Origin of the sequence: Mesorhizobium sp. B2-8-9, assembly GCF_006439475.1 — a bacterium.
Lineage (GTDB): Bacteria > Pseudomonadota > Alphaproteobacteria > Rhizobiales > Rhizobiaceae > Mesorhizobium.
In genome coordinates this window covers 130,737-152,384 of the sequence record NZ_VFTQ01000007.1, presented here as the reverse complement: position 1 = coordinate 152,384, position 21,648 = coordinate 130,737, and the positions used below count along the sequence as shown (strand labels likewise).

The 21,648-nt window shown below is 63.6% G+C and carries 20 protein-coding genes; 18 read left to right on the top strand and 2 right to left on the bottom strand.

Annotated features, from left to right (window positions below):
• Nucleotides 1-74: 74 nt before the first annotated feature.
• Entirely contained in the window at nt 75-647 is a 573-nt protein-coding gene (locus FJ423_RS11500) for a hypothetical protein (protein WP_140841774.1), read from the top strand.
• Nucleotides 648-1,046: 399 nt separating this feature from the next.
• Here FJ423_RS11500 and FJ423_RS11495 read toward each other — a convergent pair whose 3' ends face one another.
• Nucleotides 1,047-1,928 carry a LysR family transcriptional regulator gene (locus FJ423_RS11495; protein ID WP_140841772.1) on the bottom strand — a complete coding sequence of 294 codons (882 nt, stop codon included), beginning with the start codon at nt 1,926-1,928 and terminating at the stop codon, nt 1,047-1,049.
• 364 nt (nt 1,929-2,292) lie between these two features.
• Between FJ423_RS11495 and FJ423_RS11485 the strand changes: the two genes are divergently transcribed.
• From FJ423_RS11485 to FJ423_RS11475, 3 genes are all read left to right on the top strand, one after another.
• Nucleotides 2,293-3,789, top strand: coding sequence for a CoA-acylating methylmalonate-semialdehyde dehydrogenase (locus FJ423_RS11485; RefSeq protein WP_140841770.1), 1,497 nt, complete (start codon nt 2,293-2,295; stop codon nt 3,787-3,789).
• A 263-nt stretch (nt 3,790-4,052) separates the two neighbouring features.
• Nucleotides 4,053-4,355, top strand: a complete 303-nt coding sequence (locus tag FJ423_RS11480) for a hypothetical protein (RefSeq protein WP_140841768.1) — start codon at nt 4,053-4,055, stop codon at nt 4,353-4,355.
• A 269-nt stretch (nt 4,356-4,624) separates the two neighbouring features.
• Nucleotides 4,625-4,942 carry a hypothetical protein gene (locus tag FJ423_RS11475; protein ID WP_140841766.1) on the top strand — a complete coding sequence of 106 codons (318 nt, stop codon included), beginning with the start codon at nt 4,625-4,627 and terminating at the stop codon, nt 4,940-4,942.
• Nucleotides 4,943-4,969: 27 nt separating this feature from the next.
• On the opposite strand, the gene FJ423_RS11470 is transcribed toward FJ423_RS11475, so the two are convergent.
• The gene (locus FJ423_RS11470) at nt 4,970-5,674 is read right to left on the bottom strand and encodes a GntR family transcriptional regulator (RefSeq protein ID WP_224712378.1); all 705 of its coding nucleotides are present in this window, start codon (nt 5,672-5,674) and stop codon (nt 4,970-4,972) included.
• Nucleotides 5,675-5,742: 68 nt separating this feature from the next.
• Here FJ423_RS11470 and FJ423_RS11465 point away from each other — a divergent pair, with 68 nt between their 5' ends.
• The 14 genes from FJ423_RS11465 (at nt 5,743) to FJ423_RS11400 (ending at nt 21,645) form a co-directional block, all read left to right on the top strand.
• Nucleotides 5,743-6,678: a dihydrodipicolinate synthase family protein gene (locus tag FJ423_RS11465; RefSeq protein ID WP_140841764.1), complete on the top strand. Its 936-nt coding sequence runs from the start codon at nt 5,743-5,745 to the stop codon at nt 6,676-6,678.
• Between the two features lie 14 nt (nt 6,679-6,692).
• Nucleotides 6,693-8,003 carry an FAD-binding oxidoreductase gene (locus FJ423_RS11460; RefSeq protein WP_140841762.1) on the top strand — a complete coding sequence of 437 codons (1,311 nt, stop codon included), beginning with the start codon at nt 6,693-6,695 and terminating at the stop codon, nt 8,001-8,003.
• Between the two features lie 12 nt (nt 8,004-8,015).
• The gene (locus FJ423_RS11455) at nt 8,016-9,017 is read left to right on the top strand and encodes a 4-hydroxyproline epimerase (RefSeq protein ID WP_140841760.1); all 1,002 of its coding nucleotides are present in this window, start codon (nt 8,016-8,018) and stop codon (nt 9,015-9,017) included.
• A gap of 163 nt (nt 9,018-9,180) precedes the next feature.
• The gene (locus tag FJ423_RS11450; RefSeq protein WP_140841758.1) at nt 9,181-9,882 is read left to right on the top strand and encodes a haloacid dehalogenase type II; all 702 of its coding nucleotides are present in this window, start codon (nt 9,181-9,183) and stop codon (nt 9,880-9,882) included.
• A gap of 389 nt (nt 9,883-10,271) precedes the next feature.
• Nucleotides 10,272-11,174 carry a branched-chain amino acid ABC transporter permease LivH gene (locus FJ423_RS11445; protein ID WP_140841756.1) on the top strand — a complete coding sequence of 301 codons (903 nt, stop codon included), beginning with the start codon at nt 10,272-10,274 and terminating at the stop codon, nt 11,172-11,174.
• A 5-nt stretch (nt 11,175-11,179) separates the two neighbouring features.
• Nucleotides 11,180-12,775, top strand: a complete 1,596-nt coding sequence (livM, locus tag FJ423_RS11440; RefSeq protein WP_140841754.1) for a high-affinity branched-chain amino acid ABC transporter permease LivM — start codon at nt 11,180-11,182, stop codon at nt 12,773-12,775.
• Entirely contained in the window at nt 12,775-14,184 is a 1,410-nt protein-coding gene (locus FJ423_RS11435; protein ID WP_140841752.1) for an ATP-binding cassette domain-containing protein, read from the top strand. Before livM ends, FJ423_RS11435 begins: the two co-directional genes overlap by 1 nt.
• Entirely contained in the window at nt 14,184-14,912 is a 729-nt protein-coding gene (locus FJ423_RS11430; protein ID WP_140841750.1) for an ABC transporter ATP-binding protein, read from the top strand. Before FJ423_RS11435 ends, FJ423_RS11430 begins: the two co-directional genes overlap by 1 nt.
• 117 nt (nt 14,913-15,029) lie before the next feature.
• A complete protein-coding gene (locus FJ423_RS11425; RefSeq protein WP_095767236.1) occupies nt 15,030-15,377 on the top strand; it encodes a DUF6867 family protein in 348 nt (115 codons plus the stop codon).
• 136 nt (nt 15,378-15,513) lie between these two features.
• Complete coding sequence (locus tag FJ423_RS11420; protein WP_095767237.1) at nt 15,514-16,629, top strand: branched-chain amino acid ABC transporter substrate-binding protein; 1,116 nt, start codon at nt 15,514-15,516, stop codon at nt 16,627-16,629.
• A 259-nt stretch (nt 16,630-16,888) separates the two neighbouring features.
• On the top strand, nt 16,889-20,347 hold the full coding sequence (gene pyc / locus FJ423_RS11415; RefSeq protein WP_140841748.1) for a pyruvate carboxylase: 3,459 nt from the start codon (nt 16,889-16,891) through the stop codon (nt 20,345-20,347).
• Between the two features lie 267 nt (nt 20,348-20,614).
• Nucleotides 20,615-20,875, top strand: coding sequence for a DUF2312 domain-containing protein (locus FJ423_RS11410; protein ID WP_095767239.1), 261 nt, complete (start codon nt 20,615-20,617; stop codon nt 20,873-20,875).
• A gap of 22 nt (nt 20,876-20,897) precedes the next feature.
• Entirely contained in the window at nt 20,898-21,338 is a 441-nt protein-coding gene (locus FJ423_RS11405) for a hypothetical protein (protein ID WP_140841746.1), read from the top strand.
• Between the two features lie 10 nt (nt 21,339-21,348).
• Complete coding sequence (locus FJ423_RS11400) at nt 21,349-21,645, top strand: hypothetical protein (RefSeq protein ID WP_140841744.1); 297 nt, start codon at nt 21,349-21,351, stop codon at nt 21,643-21,645.
• The last annotated feature ends 3 nt before the right edge of the window (nt 21,646-21,648 follow it).

Here is a 21,648-nt window from a genome sequence, read left to right as displayed (position 1 = left end):
GGTAGAGCCGGGCGCTGCAAGGCGGCGGCGACCAACTGCCTGTGATAGGATCGGCCGCAGCGAGGGGACTTTGGATGCGTCTTTTTCTTTTTGCGGCGGCCGCCTATCTGACCTGCGCCCCGGCGGCGCTGGCAGCGGACAAAACCGTTCACGACAAGGAGCACGGCTTTTCGCTGACCTATCCCGAGCAATGGGCGAGCGAAACCGCCTTTGACAACACCATTCGGCTCAAGATCAAATCCGGCGAAGGAGGGCTCACCTGCCGCGTGTCGGAAAATGCCTATGATCCGACCGCTCCCGACAATCCGCCCGATGTCAGGGCGTTCATGGAGGAAGACTGGAAGGTGAGCAACTGGCAGACCATGGTCGGCGTCGCCTATCAGTCGGCCGCCTTCCGAAAGGACAGGTTGGCGCATTTTCCGGACGGCTATCCGGTGCGCATGGCCGAGATGGATTTCCACTATGCCGACGAGAATGTCAGCTTCTACGGCCATTCCCGCATCGCACCGACACTGCGCAGCTCGCATTACGGCTTCGTCGATTGCGGGGTCGCGGGCGACAACTCCGAAGAGGTAGAGCGCAAATGGGCGCCGCTTGCGGACGAGGCCGAGAAGATCGTGAGCTCGTTCGTGCTCGACGCGGATTAATTCCTCACTGCAGGCATTTGAAGGGTTGCGGGCTTGTCAGCGGCAAGATTTTCACCGTCCATTTCGGTGAATCAGCGCAGACGTTGGGAATTGGCTGAAGCCTCTCAACCTCGTCATTCCAGGGCGGAGCAGCCGCGGAGCGGCGTCGCGGAGACCCTGGAATCCATTCCGTGATTCTGATCAAAGAGTGCAGCTGAGCAGAATTCTGCACCGCGGCAGCGCTCATGCGACACGGAATGGATCCTCGGGTCTGCGCGCGTCGCTTCGCTCCTTGCTCCGCCCGTGGATGACGAGGCCGGACCGTTTCGGCCAATCTCCAAGGCATACCATCTGTCAACGCGAACACCGGTCAGATTTCTGTCCCGGGAACGTTCTGGTCAAGCGGTCCTAGATCGTGTTCTAGACAAAAAGGCCGCGCTCGCGTTCCACGGCCTTGGTGATGAAGTTGGCGACCAGCTGCACGCGGCGCAGCGGCCGCACCGATTCATGATAGACCAGCCAGTAGGCGCGGCGGATGGGCGCGACGATGTCGACCGGCACCAGCTCCGGCATCGAACGGGCGACGAACGTGTGCAGGATGCCGATGCCCGCGCCGGAGCGCACCGCTTCGGCCTGGCCGAGCGCCGAGGAGATGGCGAAGCTGGTGCGCCATTCGGGGCTGAACTCGGCGGCATAGTCCAGCGAGGGGCTGACGATGAGGTCCGGCACATAGCCGATCAGCGTGTGCAGGCCGAGCTCGGCCGGCGCTTTCGGCAGGCCGTTGGCTTCGGCATAGGTGCGGGAGGCGAAGAGGCCGAGCGTATAGTCGACCAGCTTGCCTGCCACCAGCCGCCCTTCGCTCGGCCGCTCGACGGTGATCGCAATATCGGCCTCGCGCCTGGACAGCGAGAAGGAGCGCGGCACCGGCACCAGCTGTATAGTGAGCTCGCGGTGCAGCGCAGTCAGCTCGCCCAGCCGCTTTGCCAGGAAGGCGACGCCAAATCCGTCCGGCGCGCCGATGCGCACCGTGCCCGAAACATCGTCGCCCTCGCCGGCAATGGTCGAGCGCGCGGCGATCATGTCGCTCTCCATGCGCTCGGCTATGTCGAGGAAGCGCTCGCCGGCCGGCGTCAGCTCGCTGCCGGTGGTCAGGCGGCGGAAGAGCTTTGTGCGGAGCGCCTCCTCGAGCGCGGCGATGCGGCGCGAGACGGTGGCGTGGTTGAGCTCCAGGCGCTTGGCCGCACCGAGAATCTGGCCGGCGCGGGCGACTGCAAGGAAGATGCGGACGTCATCCCAGTTCATGGGAGTGGTCCGCTCTGTGATTGCCAACGCTGCGTTCCTTCGCGCCCCCCTCTGGCCTGCCGGCCATCTCCCCCTCTAGGGGGGAGATCAGATGTTGCGGCGGATTTCGCCAACCGCCGAAAGCGCTGTCGGTGAAGCTTCCAATCTCCCCCCAAGAGGGGGAGATGTCCGGCAGGACAGAGGGGGGCGCGACAAAACTCAACCTATGAAATCCTTCACGGCAGGCAATCCGTCATTTGCGGCAATTAATGCACACCTCGGGATCGTTGTCTATTTTCCGCACAACGGTTGCGTTTTGGCTCGCGTTGCCATCGCCGCCGCAAAGGCAGACAATGGGTCATCATCAGAACAGGGAGAGAAAAGCATGATCGAATACGGTCATTTCATCCGGGGCAAGCGTGTCGCCGGCACCAGCGGGCGCAAGCAGGATGTGATGCAGCCGATGGACGGCTCCGTGCGCGGCACGGTGGCGCTGGCCTCGCAGGCGGAACTGCGCGCCGCGGTCGAGAACGCCAAGGCGGCGCAGCCGAAATGGGCGGCCACCAACCCGCAGCGTCGCGTGCGCGTGCTGATGAAATTCCTCGAGCTGGTCGCCCGTGACTACGACGAGCTGGCCGACATCCTGGCGCGCGAGCACGGCAAGACCATTGCCGATGCGCGCGGGGACATCCAGCGCGGCCTCGAAGTGGTCGAGGTCTGCATCGGCGCGCCGCACATGATGAAGGGCGAGTTCACCGACGGCGCCGGCCCCGGCATCGACGTCTATTCGATGCGCCAGCCGCTCGGCGTCGTCGCCGGCATCACCCCGTTCAACTTCCCCGCAATGATCCCGTTGTGGAAGATCGCCCCGGCCATCGCCTGCGGCAACGCCTTCATCCTGAAGCCGTCCGAGCGCGATCCGGGCGTGCCGTTGCGCATTGCCGAACTGTTCATCGAGGCCGGCCTGCCGGCCGGCATCCTCAACGTCGTCAATGGCGACAAGGAAGTTGTCGACGCCATCCTCGACGATCCGGACATCAAGGCCATCGGCTTCGTCGGCTCGACGCCGATCGCGCACTATATCTATTCGCGCGGCACGGCATCGGGCAAGCGCGTGCAGTGCTTCGGCGGCGCCAAGAACCACATGATCATCATGCCCGATGCCGACATGGACCAGACTGTCGATGCGCTGATCGGCGCCGGCTACGGCTCGGCCGGCGAACGCTGCATGGCGATCTCGGTGGCTGTCCCGGTCGGCAACGACACCGCCAACCGTCTGATGGAAAAGCTGGTGCCTCGCGTCGAGAGCCTCAAGGTCGGCCCCTCGACCGACTCTTCCGCCGATTTCGGTCCGCTGGTGACCGCGCAGGCGCTGGAGCGCGTCAAGGGTTACGTCGATATCGGCGTCAAGGAAGGCGCCAAGCTCGTCGTCGACGGCCGCGGCTTTAAGATGCAGGGCTATGAGAACGGCTACTATATGGGCGGCTGCCTGTTCGACAACGTGACCGCCGACATGCGCATCTACAAGGAAGAGATCTTCGGGCCGGTGCTCTCGGTGGTGCGCGCGCCGCGCTACGAGGACGCCATCAAGCTCGCCAATGACCACGAGATGGGCAACGGCGTCGCCATCTTCACCCGCGACGGCGACGCCGCGCGTGACTTCGCCAGCCGCGTTCAGGTCGGCATGGTCGGCGTCAACGTGCCGATCCCGGTTCCGATCGCCTATTACACGTTCGGCGGCTGGAAGGCGTCATCCTTCGGCGATCTCAACCAGCACGGCCCGGACGCGTTCCGCTTCTACACCAAGACCAAGACGGTCACCTCGCGCTGGCCGTCGGGCATTAAGGACGGCGCCGAGTTTGTCATCCCGACGATGAACTAGCCCGAACGGTCGTCCAACCAACATTGAGAAGGCGCGGCGCAAGCCGCGCTTTCTTTTTATGGACGAAGGCGAAGCACAACTTCAGGCGCATGAATTCCGGCGCATCGCGTCATGCGTGCGTCCGCATATTCTAATAATTCCATCGCCGTGTGATGGAACCAACAGACCACCATCTGCCTTAGGCTTTATTCCTGCCATGCGTGCAGGCAACCAAGCAGCGCCGGTTCAAGCCGGGGTTCTCGTCTGGCGCGAGGAGGTGTCAGATGACACGATTTGTTGTGGCGGCAATATTGGCGGCGACGGCGATGACCGTTGGAGCCGCGCCGGCGAGCGCGGCGGCGCAATGCGCGGCGCGCGCCGACATCATCAAGGCGCTGGGCGACAAGTTCCACGAAACCGAGGCTGGGCGCGGCCTGATCAATCCGAACGTCGTGCTCGAGATATTCGTTTCCGACCAGGGAAGCTGGACGGTGCTCGCCTCCGATACCAAAGGCCAGAGCTGCGTGCTTTCCGTCGGCGAGGGCTGGGACAGCCCGACGATCACCGCGGCGATGCCGGGCGCCTGAAACCGGCAGGGAGCCGGGGTGCGCGCCACAACGGCTCCCACGGTCGGGCGTCAAGTGGCGCCAAGCAAGGCGCTCTCCGCGGCGCCGCTTGTCTACGGAGCGGAGCTTCACCATATCGAATCCAGGGAGTCATGATCTCCCGACGACAGACCGGAAGCCAGAAGGAGTGACGCGATGAAGACGTCCAATCCGGCCTGGAGCCTTCCGGCACACCGAGGCGGCCGAATGTGCCTCCCTTTGCCGGAATGCGACGGCAAAGGAGGTGCCCCATGGCACGCGAATTTTCGTTTCAATGGGTCAAGCTTGCGGCCGTTGGCGCCATGATGGCGCTGCCGGCAGTTCCGGCGCGGGCGCAAGTCATCTGCGGCGGCCATGACTATCTGGTCGCGAGGCTGGCGGAGGCATTCGAGGAGAAGCGGCTGGGCTATGGCGTGGCCGGACAGGTCGCCATCTTCGAGGTGTTTGTCTCGGCCGGCGGAACCTGGACCATCCTGATGACCGACGTCAAAGGCCAGAGCTGCATTCTGGCCGCCGGCGAGGGGTGGGAAGACACACTGGCCACCGCGGTCGGGCAGCCGGGTGGCTGAAGCGCCTCGAGCAGGCGCTGGTCCTGCTCAGCGCGTGGCGGCCACCTCGGCATGACCGCGCAGCAGCGCTATCAGCTTCTTGGCGTCCTTGGCGGCGGCTTCCTCGTCGCCGTCGAGGATGGAACGGATCAGCGCCACGTGGTGCTCGGCCGATTCGGCGAGACCGGTATCGGCCTTGTAGCGATACCAGAAGCGGCGGCTGTGGGTCTGCAAGGGGCCTGCCACACGCGCCGCGAAGGGGTTGTCGGCGGCGATGGCCAGCGCTTCGTCGAGCGCCTTGTCGGCCTGGATGAAGGCAAGCACATTGCTCGAGATCACCGCCTTCTGCATGGCCAGGGCCGCTTCATGGAACAGGTCGGCGGCCTCGCGGGTGACGAAGCGGGCGGCCGAGCGGGCGAGCACCACCTCGATGCCGCGCCGCGCATCCAGCACCCGCAGCCAGTCGCCGGCGTGAAGCGGCGCGACCGCGATGCCGGCGCGGGGTCTGATGTCGAGAAGCCCTTCCCAGGCGAGCCGCTGGATAGCCTCGCGCACGGGGGTGCGTCCGAGACCCAGCCGCTCGATCAGCGCGCCTTCGGTGACGAAGCCCGACGGCGCCAGCTCGAGCGTGACGATCATATGCTCAAGCGCGCGATAGGCCTTGGTCGCCGCCGGCTCGAAGGTCGCGTTCGCCTCGACGGATATCAGCGGGGAGATCAATGGCGGGCTCCTGATATATTTTTCATATATCATAAGTGATTCAGCGTTGACAGGCTAATTCTTAATAGATATACGAGTGATATATCAGAGGAGAAGTAGCCATGTGGGCCGGAGTTTTCCCCGCCGTCACGACCAAATTCACCGCCGACGACCGTCTCGACCATGCCGAGATGGAGCGCTGCTACGGGCTGCAGATGGAGGCCGGCTGCGACGGCATCATCGTGTGCGGCTCGCTCGGCGAGGGACCCATGCTGTCGCCTGACGAGAAGATCGAGGTGCTGAAGACGGCGCAGAAGGTTGCCGGCAAGAAGCCGGTGCTCTTGACCGTCAACGAGCCCGGCACGCGTGAGGCGGCTGCTATCGCCAAACGCGCCGCCAAGGAAGGCGCCGACGGCCTGATGGTGGTGCCGAGCCCGATCTATCACACCGACCCGCAAGAGACGGTCGCCGCCCTTCGCGCCGTCGCCGAAGCAGGCGACCTGCCGGTGATGATCTATTCCAACAGGCTCGCCTATCGCGTCGACGTCACCGTCGACCTGATGGAGGAGCTGGCGTCGGACAAGCGTTTCGTCGCCATCAAGGAATCCTCCGACGACATCCGCCGATCGACCGAGATCATCAATCGGTTCGGCGACCGCTACGACCTCTTCACCGGCGTCGACAACCTTGCCTTCGAGGCGCTGTCGGTCGGCGCCATCGGCTGGGTCGCCGGCCTCGTCACCGCCTTCCCGCGCGAGACGGTCGCGATCTACCAGTTGATGCAACAGGGCCGACGCGACGAGGCGTTGGCGATCTACCGCTGGTTCCGGCCCTTGCTCGACCTCGATGTCTCGACCTATCTGGTCCAAAACATCAAGCTTGCCGAAGTGCTGGCGATCGGTACCAATGATCGCGTGCGCATGCCGCGCCAGCCGCTGTCGGGTGAACGCCGCAAGGCGGTCGAAAAGATCGTCCGGGATGCGCTGGCGGTGCGGCCGAAGCTGCCGCCGCTGCAGACGTCTCCTCGATCGATGGACAGCTTGGCGGCGGCCGAATAAGGGACAGCCCTGACGTGCAAGGAAATTCCAAATCCTGGGAACAGGAGCGGCGCTCAGCCACTGGGGCATCTTCTGCCGGTGCACGGGGAGAAGCGGACGACATCGCCATCATTGGCGGCGGCATCATCGGCATCTGCGCTGCGACCCTGCTCTCCGAAGCGGGGCGCAGCGTCACCGTCTTCGACCGCACCGGCATCTGCGAGGAGACGAGCTCCGGCAATGCCGCCGCCTTCGCCTTCTCCGACGTGCTGCCGCTGGCGCATAAAGGCATGATCCGGCAATTGCCGAAATGGCTCGCCGATCCGATCGGACCTTTGACTATCCCACCGGCTTATCTGCCGAAACTTCTGCCCTGGCTGATCCGCTTCTGGCGGGCGGGCGCGGCGAAGCACTACGAGACGAGCCTCGCCACGCAGGCGGGCATGATGAAGCTCGCCGAAGCCGAATGGATGGGGCTGCTCGACCGCTCCGGCACGCGGCCGATGCTGCGCGAGGATGGGTCGCTGGAATTCTATGAGAGCGAGGCGGAGTTCCGCGCCTCGCTGCCCGGCTGGGCCGAACGCGAGCGTTTCGGCATCGGCTTTCGCCATGTCGAGGGCGAAGAGATGGCGGCGCTGCAGCCAGGTCTTTCGCCGCGCTTCGTCAAGGGCACCTTCGTGCCGGGCTGGAAGACGGTCGCCGACCCGAAGCTGCTCGGCAAGGCGGTCTGGGCCTATGCGGAAAAACGCGGCGCCCGTTTCGAGCATGCGCGGGTCGCGCGCATAGAAGAGGATGCAAAGGGCCCCACGATCGTTCTGGCAGACGGCAGCAGGCGCGCGGCAAAGACGCTTCTGATCGCCGCGGGCGCCTGGTCTCATCTCCTGGCAAGGGATATCGGCGACCGCATCCCGCTTGAAACCGAGCGCGGCTACAACACGACGCTGCCGGTGTCCGCCTTCGACGTGAAACGGCAGCTGATCTTTTCCGGCCATGGCTTCGTCATCACGCCGCTCGAGACCGGCTTGCGCGTCGGCGGCGCCGTCGAGCTCGGCGGCATCGAGCGGCCGCCGAATTTCGCTCGCTCGAAGGCGATGCTGGAGAAGGCGAAGCGCTTCCTGCCCGGGCTCGACCCGTCCGGCGGCCGCGAGTGGATGGGCTATCGTCCGTCGCTGCCGGATTCATTGCCGGTCATCGGCACGGCGCGCGCGCCGAACGTCTATTATGCCTTCGGCCACGGTCATCTCGGCCTCACTCAGTCGGCGGCGACCGGCCGCTTGATCCGCGATCTCATTCTCGGGCAGACTCCGCCGCTCGATCTAACGCCCTTCGGTCCGCAGCGTTTCTGAAAAGAGTCCATCATGGCCAAAAAATCCTTCTTCTGCATCGACGGCCACACCTGCGGCAATCCGGTGCGCCTGGTCGCCGGCGGCGGGCCGTTGCTCGAGGGTGCGACGATGATGGAGCGGCGGGCGCATTTCCTCGCCGAATATGACTGGATCCGCACCGGACTGATGTTCGAGCCGCGCGGCCATGACGTGATGTCGGGCTCGATCCTCTATCCGCCGACGCGCGAGGACTGCGATATCGCCATCCTGTTCATCGAGACCTCGGGCTGCCTGCCGATGTGCGGGCATGGCACGATCGGCACCGTCACCATGGCGATCGAGCACGGGTTGGTGAAGCCGAAGACGCCGGGCGTCTTGAGGCTCGACACGCCGGCCGGCCTTGTCATCGCCGAATACAAACAGGTCGGCGAATATGTCGAGGAGGTGCGCATCACCAACGTGCCGTCCTTCCTCTATGCCGAAGGCTTGACCGTCGAATGCCCGGTGCTCGGGGAGATCAGCGTCGACATCGCCTATGGCGGCAATTTCTACGCCATCGTCGAGCCGCAGAAGAATTACCGGGACATGGCCGATTACTCGGCGGGCGACCTCATCGCCTGGAGTCCGGTTATGCGCCAGCGCCTCAACGAGAAATACTCCTTCGTGCATCCGGAGAACCCCGGCATCAACCGGCTGTCGCATATGCTGTGGACGGGCAAGCCGAAACATGCCGAGGCCGATGCGCGCAACGCGGTCTTCTACGGCGACAAGGCGATCGACCGCTCGCCTTGCGGCACGGGCACCTCGGCCCGCATGGCGCAGCTCCATGCCAAAGGTAAGCTCAAGGCCGGCGACAGTTTCGTGCATGAATCGATCATCGGCTCGCTGTTCAAGGGCAAGGTCGAAAAAGAGGTCAGCGTGGCGGGCAAGCCGGCGATCATCCCCTCGATCGGCGGTTGGGCACGGATGACGGGCCTGAACACCATCTTCATCGACGACCGCGATCCGTTCGCGCATGGATTCATCGTCACATAAGCCTCGCGGCCTCAGCCGGTCGAAGCCGGTATCGGGCTCGCCCAAATTGTCGGCAACAGCCAATCGGCCTGACGTCCGAGAGTGGTCATGCCAGGGTTCTGAAACAATGCGAGGCGACCCGTTCAGCGGTCCCTTCCATCAGATCGTCAAGAAAGGATAATCGATGCTTTCCGGCCCAAAACCCGAATGGCTGACCTTCGATTGCTACGGCACCCTCATCCAGTGGGATGAAGGTCTGCTTGCCGCCGTCAACACGATCCTCGCCAATCACCCAGCCTCCAATATCGAACCCCAGACGCTGATCCGCGTCTACGACAAGCACGAGCACGCGCTCGAGACCGCGCGGCCTCACAAATCCTTCCGCAGCGTGGCCGGCGAGGGGCTTGGGCTGGCGATGGAGGAGTTGAAGCTCGCCCGTTCGCCGGACGACATCGAGGTGCTGACCGGGAGCATCTCCCGAATGCCGCCATTCCCCGAGGTCGTCCCCGCGCTCGGCGCGCTGAAGGCCCAGGGTTTCAAGCTTTGCATCATTTCAAACACCGACGATGACATCATCGCCGGCAATGTCGCCCAACTCGGCGGGCATATAGACCGCGTCGTCACCGCGCAGCAGGCCGGCGCCTACAAGCCCGCGCGGCAGATCTTCGATTTTGCGCACAATGCGCTTGGCGTCGGTCGGGGCGATGTCGTGCATATTTGTGCCAGTCCGCATCTCGATCTCGCCGCCGCTCGCGACCTCGGCTTCCGCTGCATCTGGATCGACAGGGGAACCGGCCGCAAACCGCTGCCCGACTACACCCCGAACGCGGTTTTCCCGGCGCTCGATGATGTGCCGCCCTTCCTGTGGTCGACGATCTGGAACTGAGCCCGGCGCGGATGTCAAACGGTGTCGCCTCGCCGTCACATGGCCGTCACACGCGACGGAATCCTGACCTTGCGGAATGTGTGGCGATCCGAAACGACCCAGCCCGATCGTTGCAAGGATTCTTCTCATCAACTTGTTTTGACGCCAATTTCTTCGACACGAAGCTCGTCATAAGGTCGAATCGTCAAAGACATTGCGTTATGCCAATGATAGGGTCCGCGATAGTCCAGGGGTCGGGCGCGAAAAACGGGCAATCGGACGGCGTGCTTCCAAACCACGCGGAGCGATTGAAAAATCACGTTGCAATCCGGGCTCGAAACTTTACGACTAGGGGCAATACGAAAAGGAATGCGTCCTGAAAGGCGACATTCCAGGGGAGCCGCATAAATATGCAGTATTTCGTCCAGCAGCTTATCAATGGGCTGACGCTGGGATCGATCTATGGGCTGATCGCGATCGGCTACACGATGGTCTACGGCATTATCGGCATGATCAATTTCGCCCATGGCGACATCTTCATGGTCGGCGCCTTCACGGCGCTCATCGTCTTCCTGATCCTTGGCGCGCTGTTCTATTCGGTGCCGGTCGTGGTGGCGCTCCTGATCATGATGATCGTGGCGATGCTTCTCACCAGCCTCTACAACTGGACGATCGAGAAGGTAGCCTACCGGCCGCTGCGCGGCTCGTTCCGCCTGGCGCCGCTGATCACCGCCATCGGCATGTCGATCGCGCTGTCCAACTTCGTCCAGGTCACGCAAGGGCCGCGCAACAAGCCGATTCCGCCGCTGGTCAGCCAAGTCTACACTGTTGATGGCGTGAGCGTTTCACTGAAGCAGATCCTCATCGTGATCGTCACCGTCATACTGCTGGCGATCTTCTGGTATCTCGTCAACAGAACGGCGCTCGGGCGGGCGCAGCGCGCCTGCGAACAGGACCGCAAGATGGCCGCGCTGCTGGGCATCGACGTCGACCGCACCATCTCCATCACCTTCATCATGGGCGCGGCCCTTGCCGCGGTCGCCGGCACGCTGTTCCTGATGTATTACGGCGTCGTGGTGTTCTCGGACGGCTTCGTGCCGGGCGTGAAAGCCTTCACGGCGGCCGTGCTTGGCGGCATCGGCTCGCTGCCTGGCGCGGTGCTCGGAGGATTGCTCATCGGCTTCATCGAGAGCATGTGGTCGGCTTATTTCTCGATCGACTACAAGGACGTCGCCGCTTTCTCGATCCTGGCGATCGTGCTCATCTTCCTGCCCTCCGGCATCCTCGGCCGGCCTGAAGTCGAAAAGGTCTGATCCTCATGGCCGTTACCGTGTCTTCGGAGCGCGACACCGTCGCCACTCCAGTCCAGCGCGCTTTTCGCGAAGCGCTCTATGCAGGCGCCATCGCGCTCGGCCTGTTCGTGCTGTTTATCGGTCTCAGGACCGACCAGAATATCTCCAACGAACTGATTCTGGTGCAGCGCTGGGGCCTGCTCGCCCTGGTGGTCATCGCCACCGCCGGGGGCCGCTTCCTGTATGTCGCCTATGGCCAGCCCTTCGTGGCCAGCCTGAAGATCGCCGACATCGACACAGGCCTGCTGCCCGACACCATGGCGGCACGCTTCTTCAGGATGCCTTATTTCGTAGCCGCGGTCGTTGTCGCAGCCCTGCTGTTCGTGCTGGCCGGCTCGCTTGACGGGCTGCTCGGACCCGACCTTGCCGGCTACGCACGCTTTGTGCGGGCGTTGGCGATCATTTATGCCGTCGCCTGGGTAATGTATTATTTCCGGGCCTTCATCCACGCCCACTTCTCGGCGTTGGGCATCAGCGCGCTGGCGCTCTATCCGATCATCGTCGTGCTGGTGCTTGCGCTGGTAACAGGATCGATAGCGGGAGGGTTTCAGGGCTCTTTGAAGTGGGTCGACAATTTCGGCATCCAGATCCTGATCTATGTGATGCTGGCCTGGGGGCTGAACATCGTCATCGGCCTCGCCGGCCTGCTCGATCTCGGCTACGTCGCCTTCTATGCCGTCGGCGCGTATGCCTACGCGTTGCTCGGCACGCATTTCGGCCTGTCCTTCTGGATCCTGCTGCCGGCCGCCGGCTGCATGGCCGCCTTCTGGGGCGTCATGCTCGGCTTCCCGGTGCTGCGGCTGCGCGGCGACTATCTGGCGATCGTCACCCTTGCCTTTGGCGAGATCATTCGCCTCGTCCTGATCAACTGGCGCGAGGTGACAAACGGTTCGGCCGGCATTTCCGGCATCCCAAAGGTCTCCTTCTTCGGCCTGATGTCGTTCAACGTCTCGGACCCGAACTACATCGCCAAGGTGCTGCACATCGCCACATCGAGCGCCTATTACAAGATCTTCCTTTACTATCTGATCCTCGGACTCTGTCTTTTGACCGCCTTCGTTACCATCAGGCTGCGGCGGTTGCCGGTCGGCAGGGCGTGGGAAGCGCTGCGCGAGGACGAGATCGCCTGTCGCTCGCTCGGCATCAACACCACCACCACCAAACTGACGGCGTTCGCCACCGGCGCCATGTTCGGCGGCTTCGCCGGCTCATTCTTCGCCGCACGGCAAGGTTTCGTCAGCCCCGAATCCTTCGTCTTCCTGGAATCGGCGATTGTCCTCGCCATCGTCGTGCTCGGCGGGATGGGTTCGCTGGTCGGCATCGCCGTAGCGGCGCTGGTGATGATCGGCGGCACGGAAGCGTTGCGGGAGCTCGACTTCCTGAAGCGGGTCTTCGGTCCCGATTTCACGCCTGAACTCTACCGCATGCTGCTTTTCGGCATGGCCATGGTCATCGTCATGCTGTGGAAGCCGCGCGGCTTCGTCGGCAGCCGCGAGCCGACGGCCTTCCTGAAGGAGCGAAGAGCGGTTTCAAGCTCCTTCACCAAGGAGGGGCACGGCTGATGAACGCGACCCCTTCCTCGAACGACTTCATCCTGCAGGTCGAGCATTTGTCGATGAAGTTCGGCGGCCTGGTCGCCATCGGCGACCTGTCGTTCCAGGCCAGGCGCGGCGAGATCACCGCGCTGATCGGCCCGAACGGCGCCGGCAAGACCACGGTGTTTAACTGCATCACCGGCTTCTACAAGCCGTCTGAAGGCATGATCACGCTGAACCGGGGGGACGGCTCGACCTATCTGCTCGAGCGCCTGCCCAACCACGAGATCCCGGCGCGAGCCAAGGTGGCGCGCACCTTCCAGAACATCCGCCTGTTCTCGGGCATGACGCTGCTGGAGAACCTACTGGTCGCGCAGCACAACAAGCTGATGAAGGCTTCGGGCTATACTCTCCTCGGCCTGTTCGGCTTTCCGAGCTATCGCCAGGCCTCGGCCGAGTCGATCGACCTCGCCAGGCACTGGCTGGAGAAGGCCGATCTTGTCGATCGCGCCGACGATCCGGCCGGCGACCTGCCTTATGGGGCGCAGCGGCGCCTGGAAATCGCGCGCGCCATGTGCACGGGGCCGGAGCTTCTGTGCCTCGACGAACCGGCCGCCGGCCTCAATCCGAAGGAATCTGCGGCGCTCAACGAGTTGTTGATGGGCATCAAGAGCACCGGCACGTCGATCCTGCTCATCGAGCACGACATGTCGGTGGTGATGCAGATCTCCGACCATGTCGTCGTGCTCGAATACGGCCGCAAGATCTCCGACGGCAATCCGGCGTCCGTCCGCACCGATCCGCGCGTCATCGCTGCCTATCTCGGCGTCGACGACGAGGAGGTCGAGACGGTGCTGACCGAGGTCGGCGATGAGGACGTGATCGAGCAGCTCGATACCGGCCCCGATTCCGCGCATGGGCCGGGAAATTCCGCCTCGATGATGGCGGGGCCGGTTTCCGATTCGGTCGAACATGGGAACGAGGGCGAGCGGGTCACGGTGTCGAAGGGCGCCTCGAAGGCGGCGCAAGTCGACGCGCGCGCCGCATCGATAGCCAGCAAACCGGTTCCACCGCCAGCGACAAAGTCGGCCGCCGCGAAAGGCAAGCCGACGGCGAAAGCCCCTGCAAAGAAGGCGCCCGGCAAGGCGCCGGCGAAAGCCGGCGGCATCTCCAATCGCCTCGACGCGCCGCGCGGCGGCAAGGCGGACAGCCTGATCCGCATCAAAGGCATCGGCCCGGTCAACGAGCGCAAGCTCAACGAGCACGGCATCTTCCATTTCGACCAGATAGCGGCCTGGAAGAAGGCCGACATCGAGGCGGCGGAAGCCTATCTCGCCTTTGACGGGCGCATTGCCCGCGAAGACTGGATCGGCCAGGCGAAGACGCTGGCGAAGGAAGCAGCGGCCAAGCCCGCGACGCGTGGAGGGCGTAAATAATGGCCGGCACAGCGCTGCTCGACATCAAGGGTGTCGAGACTTACTACGGCAACATCCGGGCGCTGAACGGCGTCGATGTCAGCGTCAACCAGGGTGAGATCGTGGCGCTGATCGGTGCCAACGGCGCCGGCAAGTCGACGCTGATGATGACCATCTTCGGCGCGCCGCGCGCCCGCACCGGCACCATCACCTTCGCCGGCACCGACATCACCAAGATGCCGACGCATGAGATCGCACGCATGCGCATCGCGCAATCCCCGGAAGGCAGACGCATCTTTCCGCGCATGACGGTGATGGAAAATCTGCAGATGGGCGCCAGCCTCGACAACCTCAAGCATTATGACGAGGACGTCGAGAGGGTGTTCACGCTGTTCCCGCGGCTGAAAGAGCGCATCGCCCAGCGCGGCGGCACGCTGTCGGGCGGCGAGCAGCAGATGCTGTCGATCGGGCGCGCGCTGATGGCGCGGCCGAAGCTTTTGTTGCTGGACGAGCCCTCGCTGGGCCTCGCTCCGCTGATCGTCAAGCAGATCTTCGACGCCATCCGCGAGCTCAACAAGACGCAGGGGCTGACCGTGTTCCTGGTCGAGCAGAACGCCTTCGGCGCGCTCAAGCTCGCCACGCGCGGTTATGTCATGGTCAACGGCAATGTGACGATGAGCGGCACCGGCAAGGAATTGCTCGCCAATCCGGAAGTGCGCGCCGCCTATCTCGAAGGCGGACATCATTAGAGCGCGATGACTTTCCCAGGATCGCCGTCTCGCTCTAAAGTTTTGTTCTTGAAGCATAATCTTCTCCGAAAAGTCTGCAACTTTTCGGGATCATGCTAAGATCTGGGGACATCAATCATGCAGGGCATTATCTACGAAGAAGCCTCGATCTGGCAGTTTCTATTCGTCACAGGCCTGCTTGGCGGCGGGGCGGCATGGATGACAGGCAAAGCGGCGGCTCAGACCTGGAGCACGTATCTGCGGCTGTTTTTCTTCCTGCTCGGACTCGGTATCGGCGTCAGGTTCATCCATCACGCCTTGTTCGGCGGCACGATGTTCTCGCTGCATTACTATATCGTCGACACCATCGTCCTGATGATACTGGGCTTCCTCGGCTATCAATACACGCGCACCAACCAAATGGTCACGCAGTATAACTGGCTCTATGAAAGAGCTTCCTTGTTAAGCTGGAAACCGAAAGGTTGACGTTCACCATTACGCCGTTTCGGGGATGAATCGGCGTGACAAGTGCCTGAAAATCGGCATTCTATGCTTTCTGCGATAAGGGTGGGCATCGCATGAAAGTATCATCCACGCCCACTCCGTAAATGGGAGCGTTTCAATGAAAAAATCACTTTTGTCCGCCGTGGCGCTGACCGCGTTCGTCGCGTTCAGCGGCAGCGCGTGGGCCGACATCCTGATCGGCGTCGCCGGTCCGATCACCGGCCCGAACGCCGCCTTCGGCGCGCAGTTGCAGAAGGGCGCGGAACAGGCGGTCGCCGACATCAACGCGGCGGGCGGCATCCTCGGCCAGCAGCTCAAGCTCGAGATCGGTGACGACGTCTCCGATCCCAAGCAGGGCATCTCGGTCGCCAACAAGTTCGTCGCCGACGGCGTCAAGTTCGTCGACGGCCACTTCAACTCCGGTGTGTCGATCCCAGCCTCGGAAGTCTACCAGGAAAACGGCATGCTCGAGATCACGCCGGCCGCGACCAACCCGAAGTTCACCGAGCGCGGCATGTGGAACACCTTCCGCACCTGCGGTCGTGACGACCAGCAGGGCAAGGTGGCCGGCGACTACATCGCCAAGAACTTCAAGGATGCCAAGATCGCCATCATCCACGACAAGACGCCTTATGGTCAGGGCCTCGCCGACGAGACCAAGAAGAACCTCAACGCCAACGGCATCACGGAAGTGTTGTACGAAGGCGTGAATGTCGGCGACAAGGACTTCTCGGCCCTCATCGCCAAGATGAAGGAAAACGGCGTCACGCTCATCTACTGGGGCGGCCTGCACACCGAAGCCGGCCTGATCATCCGTCAGTCGGCCGATCAGGGCCTGAAGGCGCCGCTGTTCTCGGGCGACGGCATCGTCTCCAACGAACTGGCCTCGATCGCGGGCGACGCCGTTGCCGGCACGCTCAATACCTTCGCTCCGGATCCGCGCAAGAATCCGGCCGCCAAGGAAGTGGTCGAGAAGTTCCGCGCCAACGGCTTCGAGCCGGAAGCTTACACGCTCTACTCCTATGCCGCGGTGCAGATCATCGCCCAGGCGATCGCCAAGACCGGCTCGGCCGACGACGCGCAGAAGGTTGCGGAGACGATCAGGGCCAACACCTGGAAGACCGCCATCGGTGACATCGGCTACGACAGCAAGGGCGACATCACCCGTCCTGACTATGTCATCTATGAATGGAAGAAGGGCGACGACGGCAAGTACAGCTACTTCGAGAAATAAGCCGGCAAACTCAAGCCGACTTTTCGGGGATGCCCGGCGCTCGCGCCGGGCATTTTCGTTTGCGGGCGAGGCCAACCGGAAGCTCCGCGCCGTGCCTCGGGCAATACCCGTCCACCGTGTTCGAAGAACAGCAATGACGATTTGGCGCAAACAGGCGACTTAAATCGTTTTAGCTGTCGCGCAAATTTGTTTGCGCTGCAGCATTTTCACGTTAATCATTGCGCCGGTTCATCTCCCTTCCGCTGCTGGAGCTTACTCCTTGGCCATCACGAAGATCCTCGTCGCCAACCGGTCCGAAATCGCCATCCGCGTGTTCCGCGCGGCCAACGAGCTCGGCCTCAAAACCGTGGCGATCTGGGCAGAGGAGGACAAATATTCGCTGCATCGCTTCAAAGCCGACGAGAGCTATCAGGTCGGCCGCGGACCGCATCTGGCCAAGGACATGGGTCCGATCGAGAGCTATCTGTCGATCGAGGAGGTGATCCGGGTCGCCAGGCTGTCGGGCGCCGACGCCATCCATCCCGGCTACGGCCTGCTGTCGGAAAGCCCGGAATTCGCCGAGGCCTGCGCCGAGGCCGGCGTCACCTTCATCGGCCCGAAGCCGGAAACGATGCGCCGGCTCGGCAACAAGGTCGCCGCGCGCAACCTGGCGATTGAAGTCGGCGTCCCGGTCGTTCCGGCAACCGATCCGCTGCCGGACGACATGGACGAGGTCAAGAAGCTCGCCGCGCAAATAGGCTATCCGGTGATGCTCAAGGCCTCGTGGGGCGGCGGCGGCCGCGGCATGCGCGCCATCCGCGCCGAGGCCGACCTCGCGCGCGAGGTGATGGAAGGCAAGCGCGAGGCCAAAGCCGCCTTCGGCAAGGACGAGGTCTATCTCGAAAAGCTGATCGAGCGCGCCCGCCATGTCGAGGTGCAGGTGCTGGGCGACACGCATGGCAATGCCGTGCATCTGTTCGAGCGCGACTGCTCGATCCAGCGCCGCAACCAGAAGGTCGTGGAGCGTGCGCCGGCCCCCTATCTCAGCGAGGAACTGCGCCAGGAGCTTTGCGGCTATGCGCTGAAGATCGCGCGCGAGACCAGCTATATCGGCGCCGGCACGGTCGAGTTTCTGCAGGACGCCGACACCGGCAAGTTCTATTTCATCGAGGTCAATCCGCGCATCCAGGTCGAGCACACCGTCACCGAGCAAGTGACCGGCATCGACATCGTCAAGGCGCAGATCCACATCCTCGATGGCTTCGCCATCGGCACGAAGCAATCGGGCGTGCCGGCGCAGAAGGACATCAGGCTGAACGGCCACGCGCTGCAGTGCCGCATCACCACCGAGGATCCGGAGCACAATTTCATCCCGGACTACGGCCGCATCACCGCCTATCGCGAGGCGGCGGGCTTCGGCATCCGGCTCGACGGCGGCACCGCCTATTCGGGCGCGGTCATCACCCGCTTCTACGATCCGCTGCTCGAAAAGGTGACGGCCTGGGCGCCGACGCCCGGCGAGGCGATCTCGCGCATGAACCGGGCGCTGCGCGAGTTCCGCATCCGCGGCGTCGCGACCAACCTCACCTTCCTCGAAGCGATCATCAACCACCCGCGCTTTGCCGACAATTCCTACACGACCAGGTTCATCGACACGACGCCGGAACTGTTCGAGCAGGTGAAGCGGCAGGACCGCGCCACCAAGCTGCTCAATTACCTGGCCGATGTCAGCGTCAACGGCCATCCCGAGACGCGCGGACGGCCGACGCCGAAGGCGAATGCGGCCGCTCCCGTCGTTCCCTATCTCAACGGGCATGTTCCGGACGGCAGCAAGCAGAGGCTCGACGCGCTCGGTCCCGAGAAATTCGCGGCCTGGATGCGCGGGGAGCGACAGGTGCTGGTCACCGACACGACGATGCGCGACGGCCACCAGTCGCTGCTCGCCACGCGCATGCGCACCTATGACATCGCCGGCATCGCCGGCACCTATGCGCGGGCGCTGCCGCAATTGCTCTCGCTGGAATGCTGGGGCGGCGCGACGTTCGACGTCGCCATGCGCTTCCTCACCGAGGATCCGTGGGAGCGGCTGAGCAAAGTGCGCGAGGCGGCGCCCAACCTTCTGCTGCAGATGCTTTTGCGCGGCGCCAACGGCGTCGGCTACACCAATTATCCCGACAATGTCGTCCAGCATTTCGTCCACCAAGCGGCAGCCGGCGGTGTCGATCTGTTCCGCGTCTTCGACTGCCTTAACTGGGTCGAGAACATGCGCGTCGCCATGGACGCGGTCGGCGCCGAGGGCAAGCTGGTCGAGGCGGCGATGTGCTACACCGGGGACATCCTCGATCCGGCGCGGGCGAAGTACGATTTGAAATACTATGTCGGGCTGGCCAAGGAGCTGGAGGCGGCCGGCGCGCATATCATCGCCGTCAAGGACATGGCCGGCCTGTTGAAGCCGGCCGCGGCGCGCGTGCTGTTCAAGGCGCTGCGCGAGGCGACCGACCTGCCGATCCATTTCCACACGCACGACACGTCAGGGCTGTCGGCGGCGACGGTGCTGGCGGCGGTGGAGAGCGGCGCCGACGCTATCGACGCGGCGATGGATTCCTTCTCCGGCAACACCTCGCAGCCCTGCCTCGGCTCGATCGTCGAGGCGCTGAAGGGGACCGAGCGCGACCCCGGTCTCGATCCGCAATGGATCCGCCGCATTTCCTTCTACTGGGAAGCGGTGCGCAACCAGTACGCCGCCTTCGAGAGCGATCTCAAGGGACCTGCCTCGGAGGTCTACCTGCACGAGATGCCGGGCGGCCAGTTCACCAACCTCAAGGAACAGGCGCGCTCGCTCGGGCTCGAGACGCGCTGGCATGAGGTGGCGCAGGCCTATCACGACGTCAACCTGATGTTCGGCGACATCGTCAAGGTGACGCCCTCGTCCAAGGTGGTAGGCGACATGGCGCTGATGATGGTCAGCCAGGATCTCACCGTCGCCGATGTCGAGAACCCGGCCAAGGACATCGCCTTCCCGGATTCGGTCGTGTCGATGCTGCGCGGCGATCTCGGCCAGTCGCCTGGCGGCTGGCCGGCTGCGCTGCAGAAGAAGGCGCTGAAGGGCGAGAAGCCGATCACGGTTCGGCCGGGCTCGCTGCTGAAGCCCGCCGACCTCAAGGCGAGCCGCAAGGACATTGAGGGCAAGCTCGACCGAAAGCTGTCCGAATACGAATTCGCCTCCTGGCTGATGTATCCGAAGGTGTTCACCGACTTCGCGGCCGCGCAGGAGACCTACGGGCCGGTGAGCGTGCTGCCGACGCCGACCTATTTCTACGGCATGAAGCCGGAAGACGAGATCTTCCTCGACATCGAGAAGGGCAAGACGCTGGTGGTGCGCTGCCAGGCGTTCGGCGATGTCGACGACAAGGGCATGGTCACCGTGTTCTTCGAGCTCAACGGCCAGCCACGCCGCGTCAAGGTGCCGGACAGGGCGCATGGCGCTTCCGCGGCCAAGGCACGCCGCAAGGCCGAGCCCGGCAATGAGGGACATGTCGGCGCGCCGATGCCCGGCGTCGTATCGGCGCTTGCCGTCGCGCCCGGACAGGCGGTCAAGGCGGGCGACGTGCTGCTTTCGATCGAGGCGATGAAGATGGAAACTGCGCTCCACGCCGAACGCGACGGCGAGATCGCCGAGGTGCTGGTGAAGGCCGGCGATCAGATCGACGCGAAGGATCTGTTGATCGCATTCAAATAAGGTGTGCCGATATTCAGGTGAGGCCGGCCTGCAAACGCCGGCTTCCTGCGCTTCCGGTGCTCACGTCCTTAAGTACGCTCGGCCCCGGTTCTCGGAATCCATCGTTTTCGACTCGGCCTGACCTGAATCTCGGCACACCTTTAGATGTGCCCAGCCGTCCACAGGTGCTCGACAAGTGTCTTGACCCGCCGCGCCCGCTCGGGCAGTGAACCCGCTCCAATTTGCCGTGGCGGGAATCGCCACTGCTCCAGAAGACGCGGAGAAAAAATGGCCGACGAAATCACCGAGACCAGCCAGACTGTAGCCGCCGGCCAGCTGCGCACCATCATCGAGCGCATCGAGCGGCTCGAGGAAGAGAAGAAGACGATCTCCGACGACATCAAGGATGTCTATGCCGAAGCCAAGGGCACCGGCTTTGACACCAAGGCGATCCGCACCATCGTGCGGTTGCGCAAGAAGGACCAGGCCGAGCGACAGGAAGAGGAGTCCATCCTCGATCTCTACAAGGCCGCTCTCGGCATGGCGTAAGCCTCATGGCCGGAGACCGGCCATGAACGAATTCGACTTCGGCGGCCGTCGCGCCTCGGAGTTCCGCCATCGCGGCTTCTGGGCGCTGTTCGCCGAACGGCACCCGCAAGAAAGGCAAAGGCTCGCTCGGCGCGGGCCATGGTTCTGGCAGCGCGGGCTGCCGGATTTCGCTTTGGTTCTTTCGATGTATGTCGCGCCGGCGCAGAACCATGTCGGCGTCTTCTTCGGACGCAATGAGAAGTTCGGCGCCACGGAGTCCTGGTCGCGGCTGAAGCCGTTCCAGCCGGCGATCGAGGCCAGACTGAAGCTCAGGCCCGAGCAGAGCTGCGAAGGTCTCGGCATCAATTCGATGTGGCGGGTGAACTGCTACGCCGAGGACAATTGGCCGGCCATGAGCGACTGGCTGGTGCGGGAATGCTCACGCTTCGAAGAAGCCGTGACCGAAATTCTCGGGCAGCGATAGGTCGCGGGCGATGAGGGATTTTTTCCGTTCGCGCTGGAGAGGCCAGGTTCCGCTCGACCGGCTGTTCTGGCGCGATATGCTGCTGGTCGGTACCATTCTGAGCATCGCCTCCTCGGCGCTGGCGCTGGTCCTGCTCGGGTTGAAGCTGCCGCTCTGGCTGGTGCTGGTGGTGCATTTCCTCCCCGTTCCCTACACCATCTTCCTGACGGTCGCTGTCTGGCGGACCGCGGAGAAGGCCGGGGGGTTCAAGGCGCAGCTGATGATGCTCGGTTCCGCGCTCTGGCTGATCACAACGGTCGTTGTGTAGAGC

Coding starts and splice junctions, on each gene's coding strand:
- FJ423_RS11455 (WP_140841760.1), top strand. CDS start 8,016: ATGGCCAAAAAATCCTTCTTCTGCATCGACGGCCACACCTGCGGCAAT.
- FJ423_RS11450 (WP_140841758.1), top strand. CDS start 9,181: ATGCTTTCCGGCCCAAAACCCGAATGGCTGACCTTCGATTGCTACGGC.
- FJ423_RS11495 (WP_140841772.1), bottom strand. CDS start 1,928: ATGAACTGGGATGACGTCCGCATCTTCCTTGCAGTCGCCCGCGCCGGC.
- FJ423_RS11480 (WP_140841768.1), top strand. CDS start 4,053: ATGACACGATTTGTTGTGGCGGCAATATTGGCGGCGACGGCGATGACC.
- FJ423_RS11405 (WP_140841746.1), top strand. CDS start 20,898: ATGAACGAATTCGACTTCGGCGGCCGTCGCGCCTCGGAGTTCCGCCAT.
- FJ423_RS11425 (WP_095767236.1), top strand. CDS start 15,030: ATGCAGGGCATTATCTACGAAGAAGCCTCGATCTGGCAGTTTCTATTC.
- livM (WP_140841754.1), top strand. CDS start 11,180: ATGGCCGTTACCGTGTCTTCGGAGCGCGACACCGTCGCCACTCCAGTC.
- FJ423_RS11465 (WP_140841764.1), top strand. CDS start 5,743: ATGTGGGCCGGAGTTTTCCCCGCCGTCACGACCAAATTCACCGCCGAC.
- FJ423_RS11470 (WP_224712378.1), bottom strand. CDS start 5,674: ATGATATATGAAAAATATATCAGGAGCCCGCCATTGATCTCCCCGCTG.
- FJ423_RS11420 (WP_095767237.1), top strand. CDS start 15,514: ATGAAAAAATCACTTTTGTCCGCCGTGGCGCTGACCGCGTTCGTCGCG.
- FJ423_RS11500 (WP_140841774.1), top strand. CDS start 75: ATGCGTCTTTTTCTTTTTGCGGCGGCCGCCTATCTGACCTGCGCCCCG.
- FJ423_RS11430 (WP_140841750.1), top strand. CDS start 14,184: ATGGCCGGCACAGCGCTGCTCGACATCAAGGGTGTCGAGACTTACTAC.
- FJ423_RS11485 (WP_140841770.1), top strand. CDS start 2,293: ATGATCGAATACGGTCATTTCATCCGGGGCAAGCGTGTCGCCGGCACC.
- FJ423_RS11410 (WP_095767239.1), top strand. CDS start 20,615: ATGGCCGACGAAATCACCGAGACCAGCCAGACTGTAGCCGCCGGCCAG.
- FJ423_RS11475 (WP_140841766.1), top strand. CDS start 4,625: ATGGCACGCGAATTTTCGTTTCAATGGGTCAAGCTTGCGGCCGTTGGC.
- FJ423_RS11435 (WP_140841752.1), top strand. CDS start 12,775: ATGAACGCGACCCCTTCCTCGAACGACTTCATCCTGCAGGTCGAGCAT.
- FJ423_RS11445 (WP_140841756.1), top strand. CDS start 10,272: ATGCAGTATTTCGTCCAGCAGCTTATCAATGGGCTGACGCTGGGATCG.
- FJ423_RS11400 (WP_140841744.1), top strand. CDS start 21,349: ATGAGGGATTTTTTCCGTTCGCGCTGGAGAGGCCAGGTTCCGCTCGAC.